This window comes from Roseibium sp., assembly GCF_048260565.1.
Classification (GTDB): Bacteria; Pseudomonadota; Alphaproteobacteria; order Rhizobiales; family Stappiaceae; genus Roseibium.
This window is the reverse complement of record NZ_JBLXGP010000004.1, coordinates 14,223-36,468: the sequence shown is the minus strand read 5'-3', so window position 1 is coordinate 36,468 and position 22,246 is coordinate 14,223. Positions and strand designations below refer to the sequence as shown.

The window sequence follows — 22,246 nt, the reverse complement described above, 5'->3', positions numbered from 1 at the left end:
AGATTTTCAGGTTTGCTAACCCTTCTTCGGGCATGATGGTGTCCGGGTAAAGCTCGCCGGGCGACGAAAACACCTCAAGCGGGTCTTGAGAGGTAGCCTTAGGTCGGTGAGGGTGGGAAATGAAGACTGCAGCATGACGACAGGGCTAGAGCATCGGGCGATAACTTTGAACCATTTGACCGGTGCGCTTTTGTCTGCTGACAAGGCGGGTCGCGCGCGATGGTGTTTCCCACCACAAGCGCGAGCCCCAAAAACACGGGGGCCAACGCAGTCAGCGGGCAAAAGAGCCCGGCCCTTCGGGTGTCTGAAAGCAGCCCATCGGCTGCGTTGCGCCGCTTGCACGATGCACCGCATCGCACTTCGCGACGCGCCTGGCCGAATGAACTGCTTTCAGACATCAAATGCTTCAAAGTTATCGTCCGATGCTCTAGATCTTGGCAAGGGCCGAATGCGCACTCGCAACGAACAGACAGGTCCTGGCCGATATGAAGGCTGAAAACGGCAATGAAACCGCCTTGCTCGCGCATGACCTGCGAACACCGCTGGCTGCCATGAAGACCACGGCGGAGTTGATCGCGAAGGGTAAGCTGAGCCGGGAGCAAAGCGAATATCTTTCCATTCTTCTACAGTCCATCGATGCGCTTAGCGATTTGACTGAAGACCTGATCCGGCCGGATTTTCCCGACCGGCGGCGCGTAAAAGCTCCAAAGGATGCACCGGCGCTGGTGCGCGAGGTCTTCGATCTGTTCCGCCCTCTGGCCGAACAGAAAGGACTTCGCTTCGAGCTGGTGTCCGAGGCAGCCGGCATGCCGATCGAGGCAGCGCGAGGGGCGTCCTTGCGCAGGGTGGTGACGACGCTGGTCGACAACGCCATCAAATATACCGCCGAAGGCAGCATTACGATTGCCGTGCGGTCCGCCCCTTCGGCGGAGCGGGATGGCGCAGACATATTCATCAGCGTTGCGGATACCGGACCGGGGATCGACCCGGTCGAGCGGGATCGGCTGTTCGCGCCTTTCGTTCGCGGCAAGACCGGCCGGGCGTCGGGGGAAGGCTCCGGGCTCGGTCTTTGGGGTGCGGCTCGCCTGATCCGGCGTCTTGGCGGCAAGCTCCGCCTGGTGAGCCCGAAGTCGGGAGGTTGCCGTTTTGAGATCACGGCGCCGCCGGCAAAGACGCTGGAACCGGCCTCCGGCCTGGAGGACGGGGAAGAGCCCATAAACCTTCCGCTTGGCGAACAGCATGTCCTGATTGTCGATGACAATGAAACCAACCGGCGGCTCCTGTCTGCTCTCCTGGAATCCTTCGGCATGACCTGCGAAGAGGCGGAGAGCGGTCCGGCGGCTCTTGAGATGCTTAAGGCTGCCCCCTTCGATGCCGTGTTGATGGACCTGCATATGCCCGGCATGAGCGGGCTGGAGGTTGCGGAAAAACTTCTGGAAGTGCGGGCGGGCGAGAAGCTTGCGCTGATTGCCGTGACCGCCGCCATGGAATCGGTCGGAGACAAAAGACTGAAGGATGCCGGCTTTCTCGAAGTGCTGACAAAACCCCTGTCGCCGTCCCTTCTGTTCCAGGCGCTGGAACATGCCCGGGACTATCGGGAGAGCAATATGACGCCGGATGCGCCTGTCTTATGAAGGAATGGCCTAACGCGTGAGCAACAAGGCGTCGTCAAGCGCGTCTTCCAGCCGGTCGTGGCCCCAGTAAAGGTCGCCGTTGACGGTCACGAAGCTGGGCGCCCCGAAGATGCCGAGGGCTTCCGCTTCGGAAACGGCGGCGCGTAGACCGATCTTGACGTCGATGGACTCGGCCTCCTCCATGACGGCCTTTGCATCCGCGCCTGCTTCCTGCAGCAGTCCGGCCAGAAGGGCGGGATCGGAAATATCCTGTCCCTGACCGAATTCGGCGTCGAAGACGGCCCGCACGAAAGCGCCGATCCAGGGCGACTGCCGGCCGGCATGGGCGATGCGGGCGGCCATCAGGCTGTTTTGGGGAAACGGATCCGGCACCATCAGCGGAAGGCCAAGCTTGTCGCATTGCCGTTCCATGTCCTGCCACATGTGCCGGCCCTTGGCAGGGTAAAGATTGAAGGGCGACGTGTCCCAGCCCTGTTTCTTGAAGATCGGTCCGAGCAGAAACGGATGCCAGACAAGCTGGACACCGCGGTCGCGGGCGACCGTTTCGACACGCATTGCCGACAGATAACTGTAGGTGGAGCCGAATTCGAACCAGAAATGAAGCAGGGGCCGGGCCGGCTCGGAGTGTGTGGGGTCGGAGGGATGATCGGTCATGGGTTTTTTGGTGATACGGCAGCCGGACCCGGGCGAAAGCCTTATGCTTCAGGGTTGAAGCATTGGCCGCGCGAAATGAATGGTATAAACAGCAGGGCATGAGCGCCCGACGTTACCGACACAATACGCTGCATGGCATGTGGCGCAAGGCCATCGACTGGGCGAAACGGCACCCGATCGCTGCCGTCACGGTCTATGTCGTCCTGGTATCGGCATTCTTTCTGGTGTTCCCTTCCGTAGATCTGTGGGTCAGTGCCCTGTTTTATGCCGATGACACCGGCTTTTGGGCGCAGTCCGACCCGTTCCTGCGCCGTCTTCGGTATCTCGGGCCCTATCTCGTCAGGATCATTGCGATCGCAAGCTGTGCGGTGTTGCTCCTGAAGATCCTGGCGCCGGGTCGCCGGCCGCTGGTGCCTTTGCGGGCGCCGCTGTTCCTGCTGACAACGCTGATCCTGGGACCGGGCGTTCTGGTCAATCTCATCCTGAAGAACAACTGGGGCCGGCCGAGGCCGGTCATGGTCGATCAGTTCGGCGGAGATCTGCCCTACCAGCCCGTGTGGTGGCCGACGAACCTGTGCGATACGAACTGCTCGTTCGTGTCCGGCGAGGCGTCGGCCGGCATATGGCTGCTGGCGGTCGTCTTTCTGGTGCCGGTTGCCTGGCGGTTCGCGATGTTGTGTTTCGTGCTGCCGCTTGCCTTTGTCCTGTCCGTCAACCGGATCGCCTTCGGCGGGCATTTTCTGTCCGATACGATGATTTCCTGGGGCCTGACGCTGCTTGTCATCCTCGCGACGTATCAGCTGTTCTATGTCCGCCCTCCGGCATTCCTGAGGGACAGGGCCCTGGATGAAGCGTTCACGCGGAAAGGCCGTCTCCTGCATGTGGTCGTAAAAAAAACCGGGACGCGGATACGTGCGTCCGCGCGCCGGTTCCAGAAGATGTTCCACGATCACAGTTGATCGGGCTGCCGGCTCAACCGGCCTTCGTCAGGATTTTTTCGATTTGCGCCGGCGGGTGGCCGGTCAGGGTCTTGTCGAATTCCGCGACGACCCTGTCCTTGACCTCCTTGTGGAATTCCTTGCGCAGATCGCCAAGCGTCATCGGCGGCGCGACGACGACCAGCTGGGAGAACCGGCCCTTGTGGGCGGCCTTGTAAAGCGCGGCGGCCATTTCCTTGGCAAACCGGTGCTTTTCGATCATGTGCCAGTCCGTCGGTTCCATGGCGCTTTTCTGCGGTCCCGGACCGTCATTGCGGCGTCCCGGTTCGTCCGTGCCCTGATCCTTCGTCAGCGGATTTTCGTTTTCCATGATCTGAATGACCTGGAGATTCGGAAACTTCTCATCGCCTTCGTTTCGGAACACCAACGCCTTCTCACCATCGCCAACCAGTACCCACGCGTCATGAGCGATTTGAATCCCGGCCATAGTGAACTCCTCTTCAGTCCGGTGTGTTGTTGCTCAAAGAGAAACAGTTTCTATCTGGGGCTGCTTTGAGGCGGATCAAGTTCGCGGCGTCTCCGGATTTCCGGCGCTGCTTTTTCTTGGCCGCGTGCGCCTGAGGATTCGTGCGAGGTTCAGGGGCGCGCGCTCCTCCAAAAAAAGGAAGACCCTGTCCAGGGTTTCGCGGCTTCTGCGATGTTTGCGGATCATGCGGGCTGCACTGCGGCTGCTGCCGATGATGATAATGCCGCCGAGGGCCAGGAGCGGAACACCGGTGGGTATCGGCATCCAGACGGTGGCAAGCCCCAGGACAATCAGAACAGCCGCGAGCATCCACCAAAAAAGCTTCATGACATGGTCTCCGGAACGTGGATTCCTTCCGGATAGCATCGCGATCAAGACGTGCGTGTGAATTTGCCGGCAATGCGGTTCAGGCGAGCTTCAGGTCGTCCAGCAGGTCTAGGCAGCCGCGCTTCACCAATTCGTATACGTTTTGAAAGCCGTCTTTGCCGCCATAGTAGGGATCGGGGACATCCCGCTCCGGACCTTGGAGAAAAAGGCGGATCCTGGATGTCTGCTCCGCTGCGCCCATTCTCCGCAGGAAAGCCAGGTTGTCGCGGTCCATCGCAAGAATGAGGTCGAACCGGTCGAAATCGTTTTTTTCCACCTGCCGCGCCTTGAGGCCCGAAATATCGATGCCATTTGCGGCGGCTACGCTGACAGAACGGGGATCGGGCGGATTGCCGCGATGCCAGTTCCCGGTTCCGGCGGAATCGATCAGGACCCTGTCCGAATGTCCCGTTTGTTCCACGGTCTGCCGGAAGACGCCTTCGGCAAGGGGCGAGCGGCAGATGTTTCCAAGGCAGACGAACAGAACGGAGGTCATCGGGTAGAAAAAGCGGTTTGCTGCGACCCTGTCAACGGGTCGGCGGAGATCCGGTCCGGCTCAGGCATGGCGTTACCACTATCCGGCCTTGATAAATGGGCGCGGGCGGCTTTTGCTGTAGGAAGCGGACATTCGCGGATTCTGGAGAGGCAGGGTCGTCCGCCGGTTCGGAGGCATGCAATTCATGAAGGACCGGTCCACATCGGGCTTGCTCGGGATTGCCGGGGGGATTCGTCCTCCATCCTGGCTGCGCCGTCTTGCGGCGGCCGGGATTCATTCCAAGGACAGATATGTCCGCCGCCGTCAGATGGTGGTCAATGTGTCCGCGCTGGTCGGCGTGGCCGACAATATCCTCCACACGGCCCAGAACCTCCTCCATTCGTTTTTCGAGCTGATGCCGATCAGTATCTACGGCATGGTGATGATCGTCCTGTTTTCGCTGACGTCTCGATTTCATCGTTTCGGCGACAATGCGGCGGCTCTCTATTTCATTCCGGTCACAGCGATCGGAAATCTCTTCGTTGTCTGGGCACTTGGCCTCGAAAGCGGAACCCAGGCCTATTTCGCGCTTGGTGGAGCCGCCTTCATCTTTTTCGGCGTTCATCACTGGCGCATTTATATGGGCGTCTTCATGGTGGCGCTCCTGCTCCTGCTTGTTTCCTACCAGTTTGCGCCGGAGGTCGGACCGGTCATGCCGCATGACATGGAATTCAGAAGACATCTCGCGGCGCAGGTGATGGTCAATGTGCTGATCATTTCCACGGTCCTGATCGTCTATGCGCTGACGGCCCTGCATCGGGCGGAAACCGCCTTGCAGGCCGAGCATGAACGGTCGGAAACCCTCCTGGAGACGATCATGCCGCGCCCGATTGCCGACCGGCTGAAGACCGATCCCCAGGAACGCATCGCCGATCGCCATGAGGATGTCAGCGTGCTCTTTGCCGATCTGGTCGGTTTCACGCCTGCGGCACGGCTTCTTTCTCCCGATGAGGTCGTCGGTTATCTCGACGGCCTGTTCCGGTCCTTCGACCGTCTGGTCGAACAGGCGGGGGCGGAAAAGATCAAGACCATCGGCGATGCCTATATGGTCGTCGGCGGCCTCGAAGGCGGGACGGATGAAGCCGCGGTTGCCGTCGGCCGGCTGGCGCTTGCCATGCTGCACGCGATCGAGGACTGCGCGCCATTGAACGGGGTGCGGCTCAATCTGCGTATCGGTATCCATACCGGCCCGGCCATTGCCGGGGTGATCGGCAAACGGCGTTATTCGTATGATGTGTGGGGCGATGCGGTCAATGTGGCGAGCCGTATGGAATCGCACTCGGAAGCCGGCCGTATCCAGGTGACGGAAGCATTCCGAAGCCGGACTCAGCATGTGTTTTCGTTTCAGGAGCGTGAACCGATCGAGGTCAAGGGCGTTGGCTGGATGAAGACGGCGTTCCTCGTGGGCGAGAAGGACAGTGTCGAGGATGGACCGGAGACACCAGCAGGAGAGGAGGGGCCAGCAGATGGCTGAACGGTTGACGGACGTGGAACGGGCACGGGAACTGGAGAGCCTGCCGCTATGGCGCCTGGTGGACGGGCGCGAAGCGATCACCCGCAGTTTCCGGTTTCGTGACTTCAACGAGGCCTTCGGCTTCATGACCCGTGTGGCGCTGGTTGCCGAAAAGATGAACCATCATCCGGAGTGGTCGAATGTGTACGGGCAGGTCGACGTCACGCTGGCAACCCATGACGCGGGTGGGTTGACGGAGCTGGATATCAAGCTGGCAAGGAAAATGGATCAGTTCGCGGGATCCTGACGCAGGGCGTGGAAATCGGGCTCAGCCCTTTTCCAGAACGAAACGCCCGGCCTCCCCGGCCATTTCGGCGCTCACAAGACGGTGGCCGTTTTCCTGGCAGTAGTGGGGAATGTCGATCGCGGCCATGGGATCGGTCGTCAGCACCGTGACCAGGGTCCCGGTTTCCAGGGTAGCCATGGCCCTGCGGGTTTTCAGAACCGGCAGCGGGCATTTCAGCCCCTTCAAGTCCAGCAGGATGTCGTCGCTCACTTAAAACGGGTTCCTTGTCTGATCGGGTTTCCGTACCCTAGGTCATATATAGACGCAATACGCTGCATCTGTCTTCAACTCAGGAAGGGTCCACCATGTCCGAGACTTTGGCAAATCCGATCGATGTTCTCGATTTCTGGTGGCAGGCGGGGGCTTCCAAGTGGTTTGCCCGTGATGACAATTTCGACCGGAAAATCCGGGAGCGTTTCCTGACGACGATCGAGGCCGCGCAAAAAGGCGAACTCGATGCCTGGGCCGACACTGCCCACGGATCCCTAGCCCTGATCCTGCTGCTTGATCAGTTTACAAGAAATGTGTTTCGCAACGACGCGCGCGCCTTCGAGGCGGACGCACGGGCGCTGGACCATGCCAGGCGGGCGGTTGCCGCCGGTTATGACAAGGCCTTTCCAAAGGATGCCCGGGCCTTCTTCTATCTCCCGTTCGAACATGCCGAAGACATGGATGCGCAGCAGGAAAGCGTCGATCTTTTCCGCAAGACAGGCGATCGGGAATACCATCTCTATGCCCTGATCCATCTGGACGTGATCCGCCGTTTCGGCCGCTTCCCCCATCGCAACGCGGTTCTTGGACGGGAAACCACGCCGGAGGAACAGGCGTTTCTGGACGATGGCGGATTTTCCGCATGACGCTGCGTTTGCAGGGCGCTGCGGATGAAAATCGGGTGTTGTAGGGTGAAGAGGGGAGCCGGCAAGCTCTCCTTCCGAGCGTCAACAATGGGTTTTCATCCGATTTTTTGCCTCTTTATTGATCGGGATTAAGCTTCGCTTAGGATTTACGCACATTTTTTGTGCAAAATTTGAATTTTGCACAAAAAATAGGCCTGTGCAGTGACTCAATTTCGGGCGCTTCATTGGAATTGACGGCCGGGCTGGTGTTCCAATCCCTTGAAACCCGCAGAATACTGCCATTCCCAGACTCTATTTTCAAAGTTGGCACGGTCCTTGTTTGTAAGGGCGTGAAACCGACCCGGCTTCTTGCGTTTGCGGGCTCTGATTTGAACCGAAGGGTTCTCGGCAGGGTGGAACCTTGAGGGGGGTGCCAGACGGGACGGTCAAGCGAGCCTCTTCGCCGGGAAGAGGCAAAAAAGAGGAATGGGAACGAGCAATGAAAATCGTGATGGCCATTATCAAGCCGTTCAAGCTCGATGAAGTGCGTGACGCGCTGACGGGCATCGGCATTCAGGGCCTGACGGTGACCGAGGTGAAGGGCTATGGCCGCCAGAAAGGGCACACCGAGATCTACCGCGGCACTGAATATGCAGTGAGCTTCCTGCCCAAGTTGAAAATCGAAGTCGCTGTCGCAAGCGATGCTGTCGACAAAGTCGTCGAAGTTATCTCCTCAGCGGCAAAGACGGGTCAGATCGGCGACGGCAAGATCTTCGTCTACTCGATCGACCAGGTCGTGCGTATCCGTACCGGCGAAACCGACGCCGAAGCTCTTTGATTGTTGTGAGGAAAACCAAGATGAACAAACTTGTCGCTAAAAGCGCGGCTTCCCTCGGCGCCCTCGGCCTGATGGCCGTGCCGGCATTGGCCCAGGATGCTGCTCCGGCGGTTTCGCCGGAAACCCAGTATATCTTCAACACCCTGCTCTTCCTGATCGGCGGCTTCCTCGTCATGTGGATGGCCGCGGGCTTTGCCATGCTGGAAGCCGGTCTCGTTCGTTCCAAGAACGTGTCCATGCAGTGCCTGAAGAACATTGCGCTCTACTCGGTCGCCGGCCTTATGTTCTGGATCACCGGTTACAACCTGATGTACACCGGCGTTGACGGTGGCTACATCGGTTCGTTCGGACCTTATGCGTTCGATGCCGTCGGCGGTAACGCCCTCGACACCGGCTATTCGACGGCTTCCGACTGGTTCTTCCAGATGGTGTTCTGTGCCACCACGGCTTCGATCGTGTCCGGTACGCTGGCCGAGCGCATCAAGCTGTGGCCGTTCATGATCTTCACGATCGTCCTGACCGGCTTCATCTACCCGATCGCCGGCTCCTGGAAGTGGGGCGCAGGCTGGCTCGATGGAATGGGCTTCTCCGATTTCGCAGGTTCCACCCTGGTTCACTCCGTCGGTGGCTGGGCAGCTCTGACCGGTGCCCTGATCCTGGGGGCGCGTAAAGGCAAGTACGGTGCAGGCGGCAGCGTTCACGCAATGCCGGGTTCCTCCATGCCGCTGGCAACGCTCGGTACGTTCATCCTGTGGCTCGGCTGGTTCGGCTTCAACGGCGCTTCCCAGCTCGCCATGGGCACCATTGGCGACGTTACCGACGTGTCCCGTATCTTCGCCAACACCAACATGGCTGCGGCTGCCGGTGTGGTTGTCGCGATGGCCCTGACCCAGATCCTCTACAAGAAGGTCGACGTCACCATGGCGCTCAACGGTGCGCTTGCAGGTCTGGTTTCCATTACGGCCGAACCGCTTGCTCCGACCGTCCTGCAGTCGGTCATCGTCGGCGGCGTCGGTGCAGCCATCGTGGTGTTCGCGGTTCCGCTGCTTGACAAGCTGAAGATCGACGACGTTGTCGGCGCCATCCCGGTCCACCTGCTGGCCGGTATCTGGGGCACCTTCATCGTTCCGTTCTCCAACGGCGACACTTCTTACGGCACCCAGCTGATCGGTATCGTGGCTTACGGCGCGTTCGTTGTGGTCGTCAGCGCGATCGTCTGGCTCATCCTGAAGTACACCATCGGTATCCGGGTGTCCGAAGAGGAAGAAGCCATGGGTCTCGACAAGGCCGAGATCGGTGTCGAAGCCTATCCGGAGTTCGGTACGGGCTCCCAGCGGGTCTGACCCTAACATCTCCCAAAGCGGTCTAACTGGCTCAGACCGCAAACTTGAGGCCCGGGGCTCACGCCCCGGGCTTTTTTCATGGCTTTCGAAAAGTGCGTGTTTCGTGCAGTGAACCGTACAGGTCAGAGGCGAGCCAGGATCCAGTCGGCAGCGGCGCCGATATCATCCACCACCGCAGTCGGTTCCGGGTCGGCGGCGGCTTCCGCGCCGGGGGTGTATTTCCCCGTCCTGACCAGAAGCGCCTGCCCCACGCCGGTGGCAAGCGCTCCGGACACGTCGCTTTCCACGTCGTCGCCGATCATCACCAGGTCGTCCAACTGAACGTCCATGTCCCGGGCGGCTTCAGCGTAAAAGTCGGCCGATGGCTTGCCGAGGACGGTGGCGGTGCGGCCGCAGGCATATTCGAGGGCGGCAATGAAGGCGCCGGTATCGAGGCTGAGTTCTCCATCCGCATCGAGGAACGTCCGGTTTCGGGCGAGGGCCAGAAAGTCCGCGCCCTTCGCCAATTCCCGGAAGGCCGCATTCAGGGCCTTGTAGGTGAAGCCGTCGCCCGCGTCTCCGACAACCACGGCACGGTCCCCGTCTGTCGAGGATGGCAGATTACGGAAATCCTCTTCCAGGGCGGGATGGATCAGAAGGTGAGGCGTCAGCCTTCGTTCGATCAATCGTTCACGCGCGGCCTGTGCCGGCGTGAAGATGTCTTCGGCCGCGATGTCGAAGCCCATTCTCGACAGGCGTTCCAGCAGACTTCGTTTCGGCGTGCGCGTGGTGTTGGTCAGAAAGCGGACGGGAAGGCCGGATTCTCGTATCCGGGACAAAGCGTCCCGGGCATCGGCAACAGGTCCTTCGCCGATGTAAATCACCCCTGACAGGTCGATCAGGATGCCGCGGATCATGCCGGTACCATGCCAAGTCGACAGGGTCAGGTCAAATCAGTTCCGGTTGATGCTCAAGGTCGAATAAATCCGAAATTGATTAGAAAATAATCAGATTGCCTATCAAATATGCCTAATTATTAGACTGATCGATGCTTTGGGCGGAGGCTTCAATCAATTTTCCCGCAGAATGATCTGTTTTTAGCGCACATGCCTGTTTGGCATGCAGCTTGTAAGCAATAGCTTCCAAAAATACGCCCAGATAATGGGCATCTGCATAATTGGGAGCCAGGTAATGACCGACACGAACGTGGGCGGGGATGTTTTCTTTGTCCTTATGGGTGCCATTCTCGTCTTTGCGATGCATGGCGGTTTCGCGTTTCTGGAGGTCGGCACCGTCCGCCAGAAGAACCAGGTGAATGCCCTGGTGAAAATTCTGGTCGATTTCGCGATCTCGACCGTCGCCTATTTCTTCGTCGGGTTCGCCGTCGCCTACGGGACCAGCTTCTTCGTGAATGCGGCAACCTTGTCCGGCGGAGGCGGTGGCTTCGAGCTGCAGGGCCTGACCCTGGTGAAATTCTTCTTCCTGACCACGTTCGCCGCCGCGATCCCGGCCATCATTTCGGGAGGCATCGCCGAGCGGATGAAATTCCTGCCGCAGTGCCTGGCCACCGCGGTTCTGGTCGGTATTGTCTATCCGATCTTCGAGGGGATCGTCTGGAATTCGAACTTCGGATTTCAAGGTTGGCTGGAAGCGAGCTTCGGCGTCCCTTTCCATGACTTTGCAGGATCCGTCGTCGTTCATGCGGTCGGCGGCTGGATCGCGCTCGGCGCCGTTGTGCTCCTCGGCGCCCGCAGGGGGCGGTATGACAGCCGCGGCAAACCGATCGGGATTCCGCCATCCTCGCTTCCCTGGCTTGCCATGGGCTCCTGGATGCTGTGTGTCGGCTGGTTCGGATTCAACGTGATGAGCGCGCAGTCGTTGTCGGGGATCTCCGGTCTGGTTGCCATCAACTCTCTGATGGCCATGGTCGGCGGGATTCTGACTGCCCTGATCGCGGGCCGGAACGATCCGGGCTTCGTCCATAACGGCGCACTGGCCGGTCTCGTCGCCGTCTGCGCCGGGTCCGATATCATGCACCCGATCGGCAGCCTGATCGTCGGCGGTATTGCCGGCGTGATCTTCGTCAAGGGCTTCGAGTTCTGCCAGAACCGGCTGAAGATCGACGATGTGCTCGGCGTCTGGCCGCTCCATGGCATCTGTGGTGCCTGGGGCGGTCTCGCCGCGGGGGTGTTCGGTCTGGAAAGCCTCGGCGGTCTCGGCGGGGTGTCCCCGCTGTCCCAGATTGCCGGTACGCTTGCCGGCGTGGCCTATGCCCTTGTCGTCGGATTTGTCGTTTACGGCGTGCTGAAGCGTTTCGTCGGCATTCGTCTGTCGGCCGAAAACGAACACCTCGGGGCCGACCTTGCCATCCACAAGATCAGCGCCAATCCGGAGCACGATCTGGGCCGTTGAAATCCGGCATCCTTTCCTTGGATTGGAGAACTCCCGGGTGAATGGCCCGGGTGTTCCATTATGATCGAAGGCGCTTTGCCAGGTCGTTGTGGCCGGCAAAGACTTCGGACGCGCCGGCTTCAAGCAGGCGGTCCTTCAACGCATCGTCGCCGTGACTGCCGCCGGTAAACCCCCAGACGGTCATGCCTGCCGCGCAGCCGGCCCGGACGCCGTTGACACTGTCCTCTATGACCAGACATTCATTTGCGGTGGCCTGCAATTTGACCGCGGCGAAGAGAAAAAGATCCGGTGCGGGCTTGCCGTTCCGGACCTGCTCGCCGGAATAGATATGCGGGTCGAAATAGGGATGCAGTCCGGTTTGCCGCAATTTTTCGTTCAACCGACTGAGGCGTGTCGAAGAGGCGACGGCTTTTCGGCCCCGATACCCCTCCAGAAGAGGTTTGATCCCGTCGACGGCTACCAGATCCCGGTCCATATGCTCCCTGGTTGCCCTGTCCAGCCCGTCAGCGAAGCCTATCGGTAATGGCCCCTTTCCGAGCGCGGCATAGTCGTCTTCGATGGCCTTGTAGAAATCGGTGCTGGTCAGTCCGACAAAGCGCTCCTGGTAATCCCGGAGGCTGTAGTTCAGGCCGAGCCTGCTCAAATGTTCGCGCTCGACGTCGATGTAGATGATTTCAGAATCGACGAGCACGCCGTCGCAGTCGAAAAGAATCGCGGAAAAATGCATGCCCACCCCCGGCAAGGTCGTAACTGATGCATGCCGTCGTACAGGCCTTTGATGAACCTGCGCAGAAACCGGAGCTCAAGTTCCCTGATTTCATGCTGCCGATGTTCGGGACGGACGGCCCGGTGGCTGACTACAGGACGACGATGCCGGAATGCTTGGCCTTGTGTTCCGGTTCCACGTGAATGGTCACGTGAGAGCCCGGCAGGCCCTTTCCGATGGCCTGCTCGATCCGGTCGCAGATTTCGTGGGCCGTATCCACCGTCATTTCCCCCGGTACGACCAGATGAAAATCGATGAAGGTCGTCCGGCCGGCGATCCGGGTTCTGAGGTCGTGGGCTTCCAGCGCGCCTTCGCCCTGCTCGGAGATGAGGGCGCGGATCTTGTCCAGGGTGTCGGCGGAGGCGGCTTCGTCCATCAGGCCGCTGATGGATTCCTTCATGATTTCCCATCCGGTCCACATCACGTTCAGGCCTACCAGGCCGGCCAGGATCGGATCGAGACGGGTCCAGCCGGTCAGGGCGACGAGGACCACGCCGACCAGGACACCGACGGACGTGACCACGTCGGTTCTCAGGTGACGGCCGTCGGCGACCAGAGCCGGCGACCGGTGCTTCTTGCCGAACCGGATCAGATACCAGGCCCAGCCGCCGTTGATGACCCCCGCGGCCGCATTCACTCCAAGACCCAGCGGAGAATAGTTGGCCGGCTCATTGGCGATGAAGCCGTGCCAGGCGGACTGGAAGATCGAGATGGCGGCCAGAACGATCATCACGCCCACCAGAACGGCGGCGAAATATTCCGCCTTGTCGTGTCCGTAGGGGTGATTGGAATCGGCCGGTTTGGAGGCAAACCAGACGGCGAAGACGGCCGCGATGGAGGATGCGACGTTGATCACCGTTTCAAGCGCATCGGAATACAAGGCGACCGACCCGGTCAGCCAGTAGGCTGCGAACTTCAGACCGAGCACGATCACGCCGACGCCTATGCTGGCAAAAGCAATGCGCAGTCTGAGACTCATGATTTGTCCCCGTCTAGCCGGATGCGCCTGAGAAGCGCCGTGAACGCGGCAAGGGGTAGCAGTTTTCAGCCCGGAAACAACCCTGGAGTTTCGCTCGTCCTCAGGACTTGGAGAGAGGGTGCTCGCGAAAACTCACGAATGGGGCGGTATATCCATGACGGCGGCGCCGATGATCTGGCCGGGTCCGTCGTCGTCCTCGAGCTGGATCAGGACGGCGCAGCGCTCGTCACCCGATCGTGTCAACTCGCTTTTCGGCATGCGGAAGGTTTGTGTCTTGCCGTCCCACATGCCGATCGGCTGCAGGCTGCGCACCACATTGACGTAGTTGACTGTCGCGCCGGCGTTTTCTCCCCTTCCGATGGCGACTTCCTTATGATCCTTGATCCTGAGAAACAGGACTGTGGCCATATGCGCGCCTTCCGGCAGGGCGCCGTCCACCGTGGCCTCGATCGCCATGTCGTTGGTTTTCAGGCTGACATGGGCCGTGAAGGGCGCGGCACGTTTCAGCGCGCTGCCGACGGCGGTCTTGTTGCTGCCGACGACATGTTCGTCACCGTTGACCACGATCTGGGGCGTATAAACCGAGCGGTCGCCGCGCCGGGCGGCATAGGCACGTTGCCGGGCCGAGTAGGCGGGCCGGGCCAGCGTGTCTTTCCAGCCGAGATAGTCCCAGTAGTCGACAGGCAGAACCAGGGCGAGGACGTCATCCTGAGTGTTCACCATTTTCTCGACCAACCGGTCGGCCGGTGGACAGGAGGAGCATCCCTGGCTGGTGAAGAGTTCCGCAACCGCCTGGGGTTCGGCCGATACCGGTCCGGCGGCCGTCAGAGCTGTAACAATCGAGGAAACGAAAATCGTGCGGCGAAGCAGGGCGCTTGCCGATCCTTTGAGCTTGCCCATGGGCGCTCGTCCTTATGGCTTTTGCGATGCCGCCAAAATAGGCACATGCCGGATAAAGAGCGAGTCACGAGGCGGTGACCGGCCAGAATTTGCAAAGAGATTGGCGCGGATCAGGATCAGTCCTTGCCGGACTTCACCTTCTCGAGCTGAGGCAGGAAAACTTCCTGATAGGCCTTCGGCGTCAGCGGGCCGATGAACTTGTAGCGGATGGTGCCTTCAGGGTCGACGATATAGGTTTCGGGAACGCCGTAGACGCCCCAATCGATGGAAACCCGGCCTTTTTCATCGGCGCCGACGCGGTCGTAAGGATTGCCGAGGCTGCCGAGGAAGCGGCGGGCGTTTTCAGGCTTGTCCTTGTAGTTGATGCCGATCATCTGGATGCCGTCCACCTTGGCAAGCTCTTCCAGGAGCGGGTGTTCCTGGCGGCAGGGCACGCACCACGAGGCGAAGACATTGACCACGGAGACCTTGCCCATGAGATCCGCGCTGGAAACGCCGGGGACGGGCGTGCCGTTGTCGGTCAGACCGGCGACGGGAGGAAGGTCGGTTTCGGGAGCTTTCTTGCCGATCAGGGCGGAGGGAATCGTGTGCGGATCCTCGCCGAAGGTAAGCTGGAACAGGAAGAGCGCGGCCAGGGCCGCGAAAATCACGACCGGAAGCAGCACCAGCACGGGGATGCGGCGCTTTTGCGATGTCTCTGTCTGCTCACTCATGCTTTGGCGGCCTTTGACGCTTTGTGTCCTGCCGGCCGTGAATTTTCCTCGGCCGCTGCAGAGCGGGTGATCCCCTGATCCGCCAACTCCTCTAGGTCCGCTTCCTGCCGCTTCCGGTCGATGACGACCCAGAGGATCAGGCCGATAACGACAACGAGGCAGACCGCGTAGGAGGCGACGATGAAACCGGCGTGGGTTCCCAGATCCATGAAACTTACTCCGCCGGCTGGGCTGTGGCCGCAATGGCGGCGGGACGCGCGGTGGCGGCCGCCTTCAGGCGCATGGCGCGCACCCGGCGGCGCAGGATTTCATTGCGCATGGCCATCAGGTGCAGCACGAAGAACAGGAGCGTGAAGGCGATCGCCATCACGAACAGCGGGATCAGCATGGAGGCATCGATGGTCGGACCATCCATGCGCATCACGCTGGCCGGCTGGTGCAGGGTGTTCCACCACTCCACTGAAAACTTGATGATCGGCAGGTTGAGCGCCCCGACCAGGGTCAGGATCGCGGCGGCCTTGCCGGCCTTGATCGGGTCTTCCATGGTCCGCCACAGGGCGATCAGGCCGAGATACATGATGAACAGCACCAGGACGGAGGTCAGGCGCGCGTCCCAGACCCAGTAGGTGCCCCACATGGGCTTGCCCCAGAGCGAGCCGGTCACCAGCGACATGAAGGTGAAGGCGGCCCCGATGGGGGCTGCGGCCTTGGCGGACACGTCGGCAAGCGGATGTTTCCATACCAGCGTGCCAAGCGAGGAAAGCGCCATGACGGAGTAGCACATCATGGCAAGCCAGGCGGCCGGCACATGGATGTACATGATCTTGACCGTGGCGCCCTGCTGGTAGTCGTCCGGGGTCGTGAAGAAGGTCATGTAGAGGCCGACGGCGAAGGCGATGACGCACAAGCCGATGAGCCAGGGCAGAATGATCTGCACCAGCCTCAGAAACCGTGTCGGATTTGCATAATCCCAGATAGCCATGGAACCGTTCTAATGTAGAGCCGTTCAACCTTCAATGGCCAACAGTGCCGCATGGTTTCCTGAGAGGGAAAATACCAGATCGTCAGTCCGACGAAAACCGGAGGGCGGCCGCGGAGGCCAGCGGTCCGACCACGGCGGTGATCAGGGTGAGCGCGCACAGGATCAGGAACGGCGTCATGAAGGGCACCGGATCGTGAATTGCGGCATCCGCCGAACTGACGCCGAAAATCAGCACCGGGATGGCAAGCGGAATGACGAGGACGGCCAGCAGCAGGCCGCCTCGGCGCAGCGATACGGTCAGCGACGCGCCGACGGCGCCGATCAGGGTCAGCGCCGGCGTGCCGACAAGCAGTGTCAGGGTGACCGCGCCGATGGCGAGCGGTTCCAGGTTGAGGAAGATGGCAAGCACGGGGGCCGCGATCACCAGCGGCAGTCCGGTCGCCATCCAATGGGCCAGGCATTTTATCAGGACGAGCAGCTCCAGCGAGCGGCCGGACATGAGAAAGAGATCCAGCGCACCGTCTTCCCGGTCGGCCTGGAACAGCCGGTCGAGGCCCAGCAGCGTTGCCAGCAGCGCGCCGATCCACAGGATGGCGGGACCGATGCGGCCAAGAAGGTTCAGATCCGGGCCGACGCCGAAGGGAATGACGGTGACGACCGCCAGGAAGAACAGCACGCCGACCATGGCGCTGCCGCCGACGCGGACCGCCAGGCGGAGTTCGCGGCGGAAGAGGGCAAGTGCCCAGCCGGTCATGACAGTTCCTCCACGATCCGTACGTCCTGCGGTGCTTCCAGATGGAGCGTGCGCACGGACTTGAGGGCAAGGTCCGTGTGGGTCGCGGTCACGATCATGCCGCCCCGGTCCAGATGGGCGTTCATGAGCCCCAGCAATTGCGCCTCCGAATGGCGGTCGAGCGCCGATGTCGGCTCGTCCATGAGCCAGATCGGGCGGGAGGAGACCATGAGGCGGGCAAGGGACAGGCGGCGTCTCTGGCCGGCCGACAGATAGGCGGCTGGGAGCCGGGCGGTATGTCCGATGCCTAAAAACTCCAGCGCCTCGGCCGGTTCGTGGATTGCGGTCTGAAACACTTCGGTGGAGATCGGCGCGGTGAAGGCCTGCCAGAAGGTCAGGTTTTCCAGCACGGTGAGCGCGGATTTGACCGCATCCTGATGGCCGAAATAATGGGAATGCTCGAAGGCGGTCCGGTCGTCCTCTCCGCCCTCAAGGGAAATGACGCCTTCCTTCAACGCGACCAGGCCCGCAAGCGTCCTCAAAAGCGAGGATTTTCCGACACCGTTGGCCCCGGTCACCACAAGAGCGGTGCCGCTTTCCAGGGAGAAGGCCAGATCCGAGAAAACCCGTCGGTCTCCGCGGTCCACGGCAAGATTTTCGGCAATCAGCTTCAGGGAACAGACTCCGGAGGAAAATGAACGTCCGCCTTGTTAGTTGGCAAGGCGGACATCATGCAAGGAAAATCCGGGTCGAAAGGTGTGTCAAAGGGTATCCTTGGCCTTAAGTCCCGGAGCCTCATTCCGGTTTGGTTTCAATCGAATACCGACGCGATCTGGTTAACGTTGACGCCTTCCTTGATTTCGCGCAGGCGAACGTAGGTCAGCACGAATAGGACACAGACAAAACCCGAATCGAGCGCTAGAACCATCGAGTACAGGATCATGCCTGCAGCACTGCCTCCCAGGTTTATGACAACGTCGATCACATAAATCATGCCGATGGCTACTGCCAAGAAAACGACGTTTATCAGCGTGACCAATCCCATAATTGGCCAGCGATAACCCTTGGTCAGGCCTGCGCTGCGGCCAAGGCCGTTAACGCCCAAGTGTTCGATGACGATGGCGGGAGCCATGACGAAAAATACCGAATAGAGCCAGAACTGCGGAATGCAAAGCAGGAGGTACCCTACGCTCCCCAGGGACAGCCTAGTGATATTTTCCAGGAGAACCTCGATCGCCAGGAGGCTAAAGGCGAGGTTCAGGCCAAACATTGGCAAAATCACGCTCGGCACCCGATCGAAAAGGCGGACAAGCCGGACCGGTTGGCGGAGTTTGATTTCATAGACCAGTTGGACGAGTAAAATGGTCCCAAGGCAATCGGCTATTGTTTTGGAGAGAAAGGACAGCACATAGGCGACCGCCTCGCCGGTCGTGGTTATGTTCGGCGCCTTCACCTCGATTGCCACTTCATAACCAACCAAAAGTCCCGAAATCAGGTTGCCGAGCAGGTTTTGTGCAAAAGCAATCGCGACAATCAGGACGAAATTCCTGAACAAGAGCGAAAAACTCTCGGTGATCAATGAGCCGACCCCGAGCGAGATCTTGGGCGGGCGAAAAGTTGAACCAGTCATTCGGCCGGCTCCCGCAGATTGGCACCTACCACCTTCGTCAATCAAACACGGAGGTAATCTGGTGGACGCTGACGCCTTCCTTGATCTCCCACAGCCGAGCGTAGATCAGTGTAGTGAGAACAATGGCGAAGCCTTTTCCCAGGGCGTTCAGCGCCGCGGTGAGGATGAGGCCTGTGGCCATTCCGGCCGCGGGAACGATGATTTTGGCAAGAAATGTTGCCGCGAAGCCGAGAGAGAAAATGAGGATCAGCATCAGAGCGAACAGGCCGACGAGCAGCCAGCGATAGTTCTTGGTCAGGGAAGCACTGCGATGCAGACCGCGAAATCCGGCGCGTTCGATAACGACCGCTGGATCCATGACGGAAAAGACCGCGAAGATCCAAAGACCGGGTACAATCAGAAAAACGAGCCCGATCGTGAAGCAGATCGATTGAACAAGACTCAAAATCACCAATGGGACAATGGCGCTCAGAGCCGGACCGAAATAACGGCCAAACTGTATAGGCCGGCCAAGTTTCGCGTCATACGCCAGCTGAAGAAGCAGGGCGGTTGCGAAGGAGCCTATCGCTATTTTCACGACGGTCGACGCATAGGAAAAGATCGTGGCGTCGAAATCTGTGACCGGGGGGCGTTCGATGCCGATAGCGGTATCGAAACCCACGATCGGGATCGAAATTACGAGGCCGATTGCGCCAAACACGAAAGCCACAATGGTGATTGGAATGAAGTATCTGGCATAGATCGAACAGGTTTCGCCGATCAGTGAGCCGACACCAAGTGCGGCTTTGGGCAGGCCCAAGGTCGTGTCAGTCATTTGTATTGTTCCCGCGAAATAGCACCTGCCACCATCGTCAATCGAACACGGAAGCGATCTGATTGACGCTGACGCCTTCCTTGATCTCGCGCAGGCGGGCGTATGTCAGGGCGACGAGTATGCCGGCCAGACCGGCCTCGATGGACGCAAGCACCGAGAGCAGGATGAAGGTGAAAACAGTGCCGACCGTGTTTAGGAGGGGTTCGATGAAAATTCCTGAGGTGGTGCCGACGGTCAGGAAATAGGCAATACCCAGAATGACCAATCCCATGACCGGCAAGACGTAATCCTTCGTCAGGGAGGCACTGCGGCCCAGTCCGTAGAAACCCTTTCGTTCGATAACGACGGCGGGCACCATGACGTAGAAGACCGCATTGATCCAGAGGCCCGGAATGATCAGCAGAACCAGTCCGATGCCCATAAGAGCGTTTGCCACGAAACTCAGGACGGCCAATGGCACGATCATGTTCAAAACCGTGACGACATAACGGCCAAGCCGTACGGGCCGCCGGAGCTTTGCGTCATATGCCAGCTGAACAAGAAGGGCGGCCGCGATGTTACCGACTGCCATTTCTATGACCGTCGAAAATAAATAGACAGCCGAGCTGCCGACGCTGGTGAAATCGGCGGACTTTATGCCGATAGAGACATCAAAGCCAATCAATAGGCCCGAGATCACGCTGCCGAGAACGATCGGTACGAAGGCAACAGCCATGACTTGCAGGAAATGTGCGAAAAAGATCGAAAAGCTTTCGCCAATCAAAGACCCGACGCCAAGTGCGGCTTTGGGCCGTCCCGTGTTGGTGTCAGGCATTCGTGCTGCTCCGAGAAAACTTGGCAGGGCGGGAGTCTGTTGTGGTTACGCGGCTTCCGTTCGAGCTGCACTGCGTTATCTGCAAATGTTGGCAAAGAGCGCCCGTAATGCCGCCTCAGAGGATTGTCGAGCGGGTGCCTGATGCACCCGCTTGCTTTGTCGGGGACTGTCAGATCAGTCGAACACGGACGCGATCTGATCGACGGTGACGCCTTCCTTGATTTCCCGGAGCCGGGCATAGAGCAGGGCGACGAAGATACCCAAGATGCCGGCTCCGATGGCGGAAAGGGCCGCGAAAAGCGGAATGCCCAGGACCATGCCGAAGGGGACGATGTTGACGATAAGGCCAATGATGAACGCGGCTGCCAAGGTGATGAGGACGGCACAGATCACGATCAGGATCATGGCGCCGACGATCGGCCATCTGTATTCCTTTGTCAGGGATGCGCTGCGGCCCAGACCACCGAACCCGACGCGATCGATAACGATCGCCGGTACCATGACGGAAAACACCGCATAGACCCAGAGACCCGGAATGATGAACACAATCGTGGCGAGGCCGGCCAGGATACCTGCAACGAGACTCAAAACGACAAGCGGAAACAAGGCGGATAAGGCCGGGCCGAAATAGCGCCCGAGTTGCACGGGGCGACCGAGTTTGGCGTCATAGGCCAGCTGCACCAGCAGGGCGGCCGAAATGGAATAGACAACGATATCGATGATTCCCGACAGCACGTTGGCCACCGCCATTCCCGGGCCGGTGTATTGCGGTGTCTCGGTTCCAAGGACGGCTCCGAAGCCGACAAGCATGCCGGAAAGCAGCAACCCGATCAGGCTCGGCACGAAGGCGACGATGATGACCGGAATGAATTTTCCAAAGAGGATCGAAAAGCTGTCGCTAATGATTTCGCCAACTCCGAGAGGGGGTTTCGGTTGGCCCAGGGTCGTGTCGGTCATTCTTGTTGCTCCGAGAAAAAGTTTTCAAATGAGAGGTTTTCCTGAATTCCAATAAGCACAGGATTTGTCCTCGTTTCGCGCCCTTATCGTAATTTTTCACCGTATGTATTTTAGGTGGCAGGCTCAAGCGGAGAGCGAGGCGGCGGGTGTCTGTATTCCACCCTCCTCGGTGGGGCGATGCCTCGCGTCATTCTCAGTCGAACACGGTGTCGATCCGGCCGACGCCGATGCCTTCCTTGATCTCGCGCAGGCGCGAATAAAAAAGCGTTATGAGGATACTGACAAAACTCAGGCTGAGGCTGCCGAATGCCGAGAAGAATATCGATGCCGGAATCAAGCTACCTGCCTCTCCGACTAACTTGAACAGAAACGTGAAAACGTATTGTAAGAGCGATACGATGACGAATGTCAGAAACAGCGTACCGGCGATCGCCCATCGATAGTTCCTTGTCAGCGCCAGGCTGCGACCTAATCCGCGGAAACTGACCTGTTCGATGACCACGACCGATGCCGTTACCGAAAACACTGCCATGATCCATAGAAGAAGTGCGAAGCATGCCGGAATTGCGAGAAAGATAACCTGACCCAGTTTTTGAGTAAGAATTGTAATGGCAATCACTGAACCTAGAAAGATAACGCCAAGGACAATAGTCAGCACCGACAGGAAGAAAACCGAGGTCAAAGCCGGCTGTATGTACCGTCTGATTTTCACCGAGCGCTCAAGGTTGGCATCGTAAGCCAGCTGTACAAGGAAAGCGAACGTGACCGCATGGATGGCAATCTGAAAAACAGCATTCAATATTGTGATTGTGGTGGCTGTGTTGGGAGAAAATAGCTCTCTGCTGGATAAATACGCAAAATTTGGTGTCGGCAGAAATTCATACGCTAACTGACTGAGGAAAAGTGGCAGCAAACCGATCAAAAATACCCGGCCGATGTGCCTGAAAAGGATCGAAATAGTGCCGTTGATGATTGAATTAACGCCAAGCGGTAATTTTTCTTGCTGGGATGAAGGGTCTTTTTTTTGATTTCCGTGTTTGGGAAGAACGTTCTCGGCGGATGTATTGTCACTTTCTCGCATATTCTAAGAATCGTCCT

27 protein-coding genes are annotated in these 22,246 nt (G+C 59.3%); 8 read left to right on the top strand and 19 right to left on the bottom strand.

Annotated elements, in window-relative coordinates:
- The first annotated feature begins 485 nt into the window (after positions 1 to 485).
- Complete coding sequence (locus ACN0SO_RS11040; RefSeq protein WP_417677555.1) at positions 486 to 1,634, top strand: hybrid sensor histidine kinase/response regulator; 1,149 nt, start codon at positions 486 to 488, stop codon at positions 1,632 to 1,634.
- 9 nt (positions 1,635 to 1,643) lie between these two features.
- Here the strand turns inward: ACN0SO_RS11040 and ACN0SO_RS11035 are convergent, their stop codons facing one another.
- Positions 1,644 to 2,288: a 2-hydroxychromene-2-carboxylate isomerase gene (locus ACN0SO_RS11035; RefSeq protein WP_417677553.1), complete on the bottom strand. Its 645-nt coding sequence runs from the start codon at positions 2,286 to 2,288 to the stop codon at positions 1,644 to 1,646.
- Between the two features lie 98 nt (positions 2,289 to 2,386).
- Here ACN0SO_RS11035 and ACN0SO_RS11030 point away from each other — a divergent pair, with 98 nt between their 5' ends.
- Complete coding sequence (locus tag ACN0SO_RS11030; protein ID WP_417677551.1) at positions 2,387 to 3,247, top strand: phosphatase PAP2 family protein; 861 nt, start codon at positions 2,387 to 2,389, stop codon at positions 3,245 to 3,247.
- Positions 3,248 to 3,260: 13 nt separating this feature from the next.
- Here ACN0SO_RS11030 and ACN0SO_RS11025 read toward each other — a convergent pair whose 3' ends face one another.
- The 3 genes from ACN0SO_RS11025 to ACN0SO_RS11015 form a co-directional block, all read right to left on the bottom strand.
- Positions 3,261 to 3,713 carry a host attachment protein gene (locus ACN0SO_RS11025; protein ID WP_417677549.1) on the bottom strand — a complete coding sequence of 151 codons (453 nt, stop codon included), beginning with the start codon at positions 3,711 to 3,713 and terminating at the stop codon, positions 3,261 to 3,263.
- Positions 3,714 to 3,788: 75 nt separating this feature from the next.
- Positions 3,789 to 4,079: a hypothetical protein gene (locus tag ACN0SO_RS11020; protein ID WP_417677547.1), complete on the bottom strand. Its 291-nt coding sequence runs from the start codon at positions 4,077 to 4,079 to the stop codon at positions 3,789 to 3,791.
- A 79-nt stretch (positions 4,080 to 4,158) separates the two neighbouring features.
- On the bottom strand, positions 4,159 to 4,614 hold the full coding sequence (locus ACN0SO_RS11015) for a low molecular weight protein-tyrosine-phosphatase (RefSeq protein ID WP_417677545.1): 456 nt from the start codon (positions 4,612 to 4,614) through the stop codon (positions 4,159 to 4,161).
- A gap of 184 nt (positions 4,615 to 4,798) precedes the next feature.
- On the opposite strand from ACN0SO_RS11015, the gene ACN0SO_RS11010 reads away from it, so the two are divergent.
- A complete protein-coding gene (locus ACN0SO_RS11010) occupies positions 4,799 to 6,127 on the top strand; it encodes an adenylate/guanylate cyclase domain-containing protein (protein ID WP_417677543.1) in 1,329 nt (442 codons plus the stop codon).
- Complete coding sequence (locus ACN0SO_RS11005) at positions 6,120 to 6,413, top strand: 4a-hydroxytetrahydrobiopterin dehydratase (protein WP_417677541.1); 294 nt, start codon at positions 6,120 to 6,122, stop codon at positions 6,411 to 6,413. Before ACN0SO_RS11010 ends, ACN0SO_RS11005 begins: the two co-directional genes overlap by 8 nt.
- 21 nt (positions 6,414 to 6,434) lie before the next feature.
- Here ACN0SO_RS11005 and ACN0SO_RS11000 read toward each other — a convergent pair whose 3' ends face one another.
- Complete coding sequence (locus ACN0SO_RS11000) at positions 6,435 to 6,662, bottom strand: sulfurtransferase TusA family protein (protein ID WP_417677539.1); 228 nt, start codon at positions 6,660 to 6,662, stop codon at positions 6,435 to 6,437.
- 95 nt (positions 6,663 to 6,757) lie between these two features.
- Here ACN0SO_RS11000 and ACN0SO_RS10995 point away from each other — a divergent pair, with 95 nt between their 5' ends.
- The 3 genes from ACN0SO_RS10995 (at position 6,758) to ACN0SO_RS10985 (ending at position 9,469) form a co-directional block, all read left to right on the top strand.
- Positions 6,758 to 7,309, top strand: coding sequence for a DUF924 family protein (locus tag ACN0SO_RS10995; protein WP_417677538.1), 552 nt, complete (start codon positions 6,758 to 6,760; stop codon positions 7,307 to 7,309).
- A 478-nt stretch (positions 7,310 to 7,787) separates the two neighbouring features.
- Complete coding sequence (locus tag ACN0SO_RS10990) at positions 7,788 to 8,126, top strand: P-II family nitrogen regulator (RefSeq protein WP_190291594.1); 339 nt, start codon at positions 7,788 to 7,790, stop codon at positions 8,124 to 8,126.
- A 20-nt stretch (positions 8,127 to 8,146) separates the two neighbouring features.
- The gene (locus tag ACN0SO_RS10985) at positions 8,147 to 9,469 is read left to right on the top strand and encodes an ammonium transporter (protein WP_417677535.1); all 1,323 of its coding nucleotides are present in this window, start codon (positions 8,147 to 8,149) and stop codon (positions 9,467 to 9,469) included.
- Positions 9,470 to 9,591: 122 nt separating this feature from the next.
- Here the strand turns inward: ACN0SO_RS10985 and ACN0SO_RS10980 are convergent, their stop codons facing one another.
- Positions 9,592 to 10,365: a TIGR01458 family HAD-type hydrolase gene (locus ACN0SO_RS10980; RefSeq protein WP_417677533.1), complete on the bottom strand. Its 774-nt coding sequence runs from the start codon at positions 10,363 to 10,365 to the stop codon at positions 9,592 to 9,594.
- 274 nt (positions 10,366 to 10,639) lie between these two features.
- On the opposite strand from ACN0SO_RS10980, the gene ACN0SO_RS10975 reads away from it, so the two are divergent.
- On the top strand, positions 10,640 to 11,860 hold the full coding sequence (locus ACN0SO_RS10975; protein ID WP_417677531.1) for an ammonium transporter: 1,221 nt from the start codon (positions 10,640 to 10,642) through the stop codon (positions 11,858 to 11,860).
- A 58-nt stretch (positions 11,861 to 11,918) separates the two neighbouring features.
- On the opposite strand, the gene ACN0SO_RS10970 is transcribed toward ACN0SO_RS10975, so the two are convergent.
- The 13 genes from ACN0SO_RS10970 to ACN0SO_RS10910 form a co-directional block, all read right to left on the bottom strand.
- Positions 11,919 to 12,587 carry an HAD family hydrolase gene (locus ACN0SO_RS10970; protein WP_417677529.1) on the bottom strand — a complete coding sequence of 223 codons (669 nt, stop codon included), beginning with the start codon at positions 12,585 to 12,587 and terminating at the stop codon, positions 11,919 to 11,921.
- Positions 12,588 to 12,717: 130 nt separating this feature from the next.
- On the bottom strand, positions 12,718 to 13,605 hold the full coding sequence (locus tag ACN0SO_RS10965; protein ID WP_417677527.1) for a cation diffusion facilitator family transporter: 888 nt from the start codon (positions 13,603 to 13,605) through the stop codon (positions 12,718 to 12,720).
- Positions 13,606 to 13,737: 132 nt separating this feature from the next.
- Positions 13,738 to 14,505, bottom strand: coding sequence for a DUF1223 domain-containing protein (locus ACN0SO_RS10960; protein WP_417677525.1), 768 nt, complete (start codon positions 14,503 to 14,505; stop codon positions 13,738 to 13,740).
- Between the two features lie 116 nt (positions 14,506 to 14,621).
- Complete coding sequence (locus tag ACN0SO_RS10955) at positions 14,622 to 15,218, bottom strand: DsbE family thiol:disulfide interchange protein (protein WP_417677523.1); 597 nt, start codon at positions 15,216 to 15,218, stop codon at positions 14,622 to 14,624.
- On the bottom strand, positions 15,215 to 15,427 hold the full coding sequence (ccmD, locus tag ACN0SO_RS10950; protein WP_417677521.1) for a heme exporter protein CcmD: 213 nt from the start codon (positions 15,425 to 15,427) through the stop codon (positions 15,215 to 15,217). Before ccmD ends, ACN0SO_RS10955 begins: the two co-directional genes overlap by 4 nt.
- Positions 15,428 to 15,432: 5 nt before the next feature.
- A complete protein-coding gene (locus tag ACN0SO_RS10945; protein WP_417677519.1) occupies positions 15,433 to 16,200 on the bottom strand; it encodes a heme ABC transporter permease in 768 nt (255 codons plus the stop codon).
- Between the two features lie 82 nt (positions 16,201 to 16,282).
- A complete protein-coding gene (gene ccmB / locus ACN0SO_RS10940; protein WP_417677517.1) occupies positions 16,283 to 16,954 on the bottom strand; it encodes a heme exporter protein CcmB in 672 nt (223 codons plus the stop codon).
- Positions 16,951 to 17,607, bottom strand: a complete 657-nt coding sequence (gene ccmA / locus ACN0SO_RS10935; protein WP_417678208.1) for a heme ABC exporter ATP-binding protein CcmA — start codon at positions 17,605 to 17,607, stop codon at positions 16,951 to 16,953. Before ccmA ends, ccmB begins: the two co-directional genes overlap by 4 nt.
- A gap of 137 nt (positions 17,608 to 17,744) precedes the next feature.
- On the bottom strand, positions 17,745 to 18,563 hold the full coding sequence (locus ACN0SO_RS10930; RefSeq protein WP_417677515.1) for a hypothetical protein: 819 nt from the start codon (positions 18,561 to 18,563) through the stop codon (positions 17,745 to 17,747).
- Between the two features lie 37 nt (positions 18,564 to 18,600).
- Positions 18,601 to 19,377, bottom strand: coding sequence for a hypothetical protein (locus ACN0SO_RS10925; RefSeq protein WP_417677513.1), 777 nt, complete (start codon positions 19,375 to 19,377; stop codon positions 18,601 to 18,603).
- Between the two features lie 37 nt (positions 19,378 to 19,414).
- Positions 19,415 to 20,191, bottom strand: coding sequence for a hypothetical protein (locus tag ACN0SO_RS10920; RefSeq protein ID WP_417677511.1), 777 nt, complete (start codon positions 20,189 to 20,191; stop codon positions 19,415 to 19,417).
- Positions 20,192 to 20,365: 174 nt separating this feature from the next.
- Positions 20,366 to 21,148: a hypothetical protein gene (locus tag ACN0SO_RS10915; protein ID WP_417677509.1), complete on the bottom strand. Its 783-nt coding sequence runs from the start codon at positions 21,146 to 21,148 to the stop codon at positions 20,366 to 20,368.
- A 193-nt stretch (positions 21,149 to 21,341) separates the two neighbouring features.
- Positions 21,342 to 22,229: a hypothetical protein gene (locus tag ACN0SO_RS10910; protein ID WP_417677507.1), complete on the bottom strand. Its 888-nt coding sequence runs from the start codon at positions 22,227 to 22,229 to the stop codon at positions 21,342 to 21,344.
- Positions 22,230 to 22,246: the final 17 nt, after the last annotated feature.

Excerpts from the sequence above, each read along its gene's own strand:
- ACN0SO_RS11040 (WP_417677555.1), top strand. The coding sequence starts at position 486 with ATGAAGGCTGAAAACGGCAATGAAACCGCCTTGCTCGCGCATGACCTG.
- ACN0SO_RS11035 (WP_417677553.1), bottom strand. The coding sequence starts at position 2,288 with ATGACCGATCATCCCTCCGACCCCACACACTCCGAGCCGGCCCGGCCC.
- ACN0SO_RS11030 (WP_417677551.1), top strand. The coding sequence starts at position 2,387 with ATGAGCGCCCGACGTTACCGACACAATACGCTGCATGGCATGTGGCGC.
- ACN0SO_RS11025 (WP_417677549.1), bottom strand. The coding sequence starts at position 3,713 with ATGGCCGGGATTCAAATCGCTCATGACGCGTGGGTACTGGTTGGCGAT.
- ACN0SO_RS11020 (WP_417677547.1), bottom strand. The coding sequence starts at position 4,079 with ATGAAGCTTTTTTGGTGGATGCTCGCGGCTGTTCTGATTGTCCTGGGG.
- ACN0SO_RS11015 (WP_417677545.1), bottom strand. The coding sequence starts at position 4,614 with ATGACCTCCGTTCTGTTCGTCTGCCTTGGAAACATCTGCCGCTCGCCC.
- ACN0SO_RS11010 (WP_417677543.1), top strand. The coding sequence starts at position 4,799 with ATGAAGGACCGGTCCACATCGGGCTTGCTCGGGATTGCCGGGGGGATT.
- ACN0SO_RS11005 (WP_417677541.1), top strand. The coding sequence starts at position 6,120 with ATGGCTGAACGGTTGACGGACGTGGAACGGGCACGGGAACTGGAGAGC.
- ACN0SO_RS10995 (WP_417677538.1), top strand. The coding sequence starts at position 6,758 with ATGTCCGAGACTTTGGCAAATCCGATCGATGTTCTCGATTTCTGGTGG.
- ACN0SO_RS10990 (WP_190291594.1), top strand. The coding sequence starts at position 7,788 with ATGAAAATCGTGATGGCCATTATCAAGCCGTTCAAGCTCGATGAAGTG.
- ACN0SO_RS10985 (WP_417677535.1), top strand. The coding sequence starts at position 8,147 with ATGAACAAACTTGTCGCTAAAAGCGCGGCTTCCCTCGGCGCCCTCGGC.
- ACN0SO_RS10980 (WP_417677533.1), bottom strand. The coding sequence starts at position 10,365 with ATGATCCGCGGCATCCTGATCGACCTGTCAGGGGTGATTTACATCGGC.
- ACN0SO_RS10975 (WP_417677531.1), top strand. The coding sequence starts at position 10,640 with ATGACCGACACGAACGTGGGCGGGGATGTTTTCTTTGTCCTTATGGGT.
- ACN0SO_RS10970 (WP_417677529.1), bottom strand. The coding sequence starts at position 12,587 with ATGCATTTTTCCGCGATTCTTTTCGACTGCGACGGCGTGCTCGTCGAT.
- ACN0SO_RS10965 (WP_417677527.1), bottom strand. The coding sequence starts at position 13,605 with ATGAGTCTCAGACTGCGCATTGCTTTTGCCAGCATAGGCGTCGGCGTG.
- ACN0SO_RS10960 (WP_417677525.1), bottom strand. The coding sequence starts at position 14,505 with ATGGGCAAGCTCAAAGGATCGGCAAGCGCCCTGCTTCGCCGCACGATT.
- ACN0SO_RS10955 (WP_417677523.1), bottom strand. The coding sequence starts at position 15,218 with ATGAGTGAGCAGACAGAGACATCGCAAAAGCGCCGCATCCCCGTGCTG.
- ccmD (WP_417677521.1), bottom strand. The coding sequence starts at position 15,427 with ATGGATCTGGGAACCCACGCCGGTTTCATCGTCGCCTCCTACGCGGTC.
- ACN0SO_RS10945 (WP_417677519.1), bottom strand. The coding sequence starts at position 16,200 with ATGGCTATCTGGGATTATGCAAATCCGACACGGTTTCTGAGGCTGGTG.
- ccmB (WP_417677517.1), bottom strand. The coding sequence starts at position 16,954 with ATGACCGGCTGGGCACTTGCCCTCTTCCGCCGCGAACTCCGCCTGGCG.
- ACN0SO_RS10930 (WP_417677515.1), bottom strand. The coding sequence starts at position 18,563 with ATGACTGGTTCAACTTTTCGCCCGCCCAAGATCTCGCTCGGGGTCGGC.
- ACN0SO_RS10925 (WP_417677513.1), bottom strand. The coding sequence starts at position 19,377 with ATGACTGACACGACCTTGGGCCTGCCCAAAGCCGCACTTGGTGTCGGC.
- ACN0SO_RS10920 (WP_417677511.1), bottom strand. The coding sequence starts at position 20,191 with ATGCCTGACACCAACACGGGACGGCCCAAAGCCGCACTTGGCGTCGGG.
- ACN0SO_RS10915 (WP_417677509.1), bottom strand. The coding sequence starts at position 21,148 with ATGACCGACACGACCCTGGGCCAACCGAAACCCCCTCTCGGAGTTGGC.
- ACN0SO_RS10910 (WP_417677507.1), bottom strand. The coding sequence starts at position 22,229 with ATGCGAGAAAGTGACAATACATCCGCCGAGAACGTTCTTCCCAAACAC.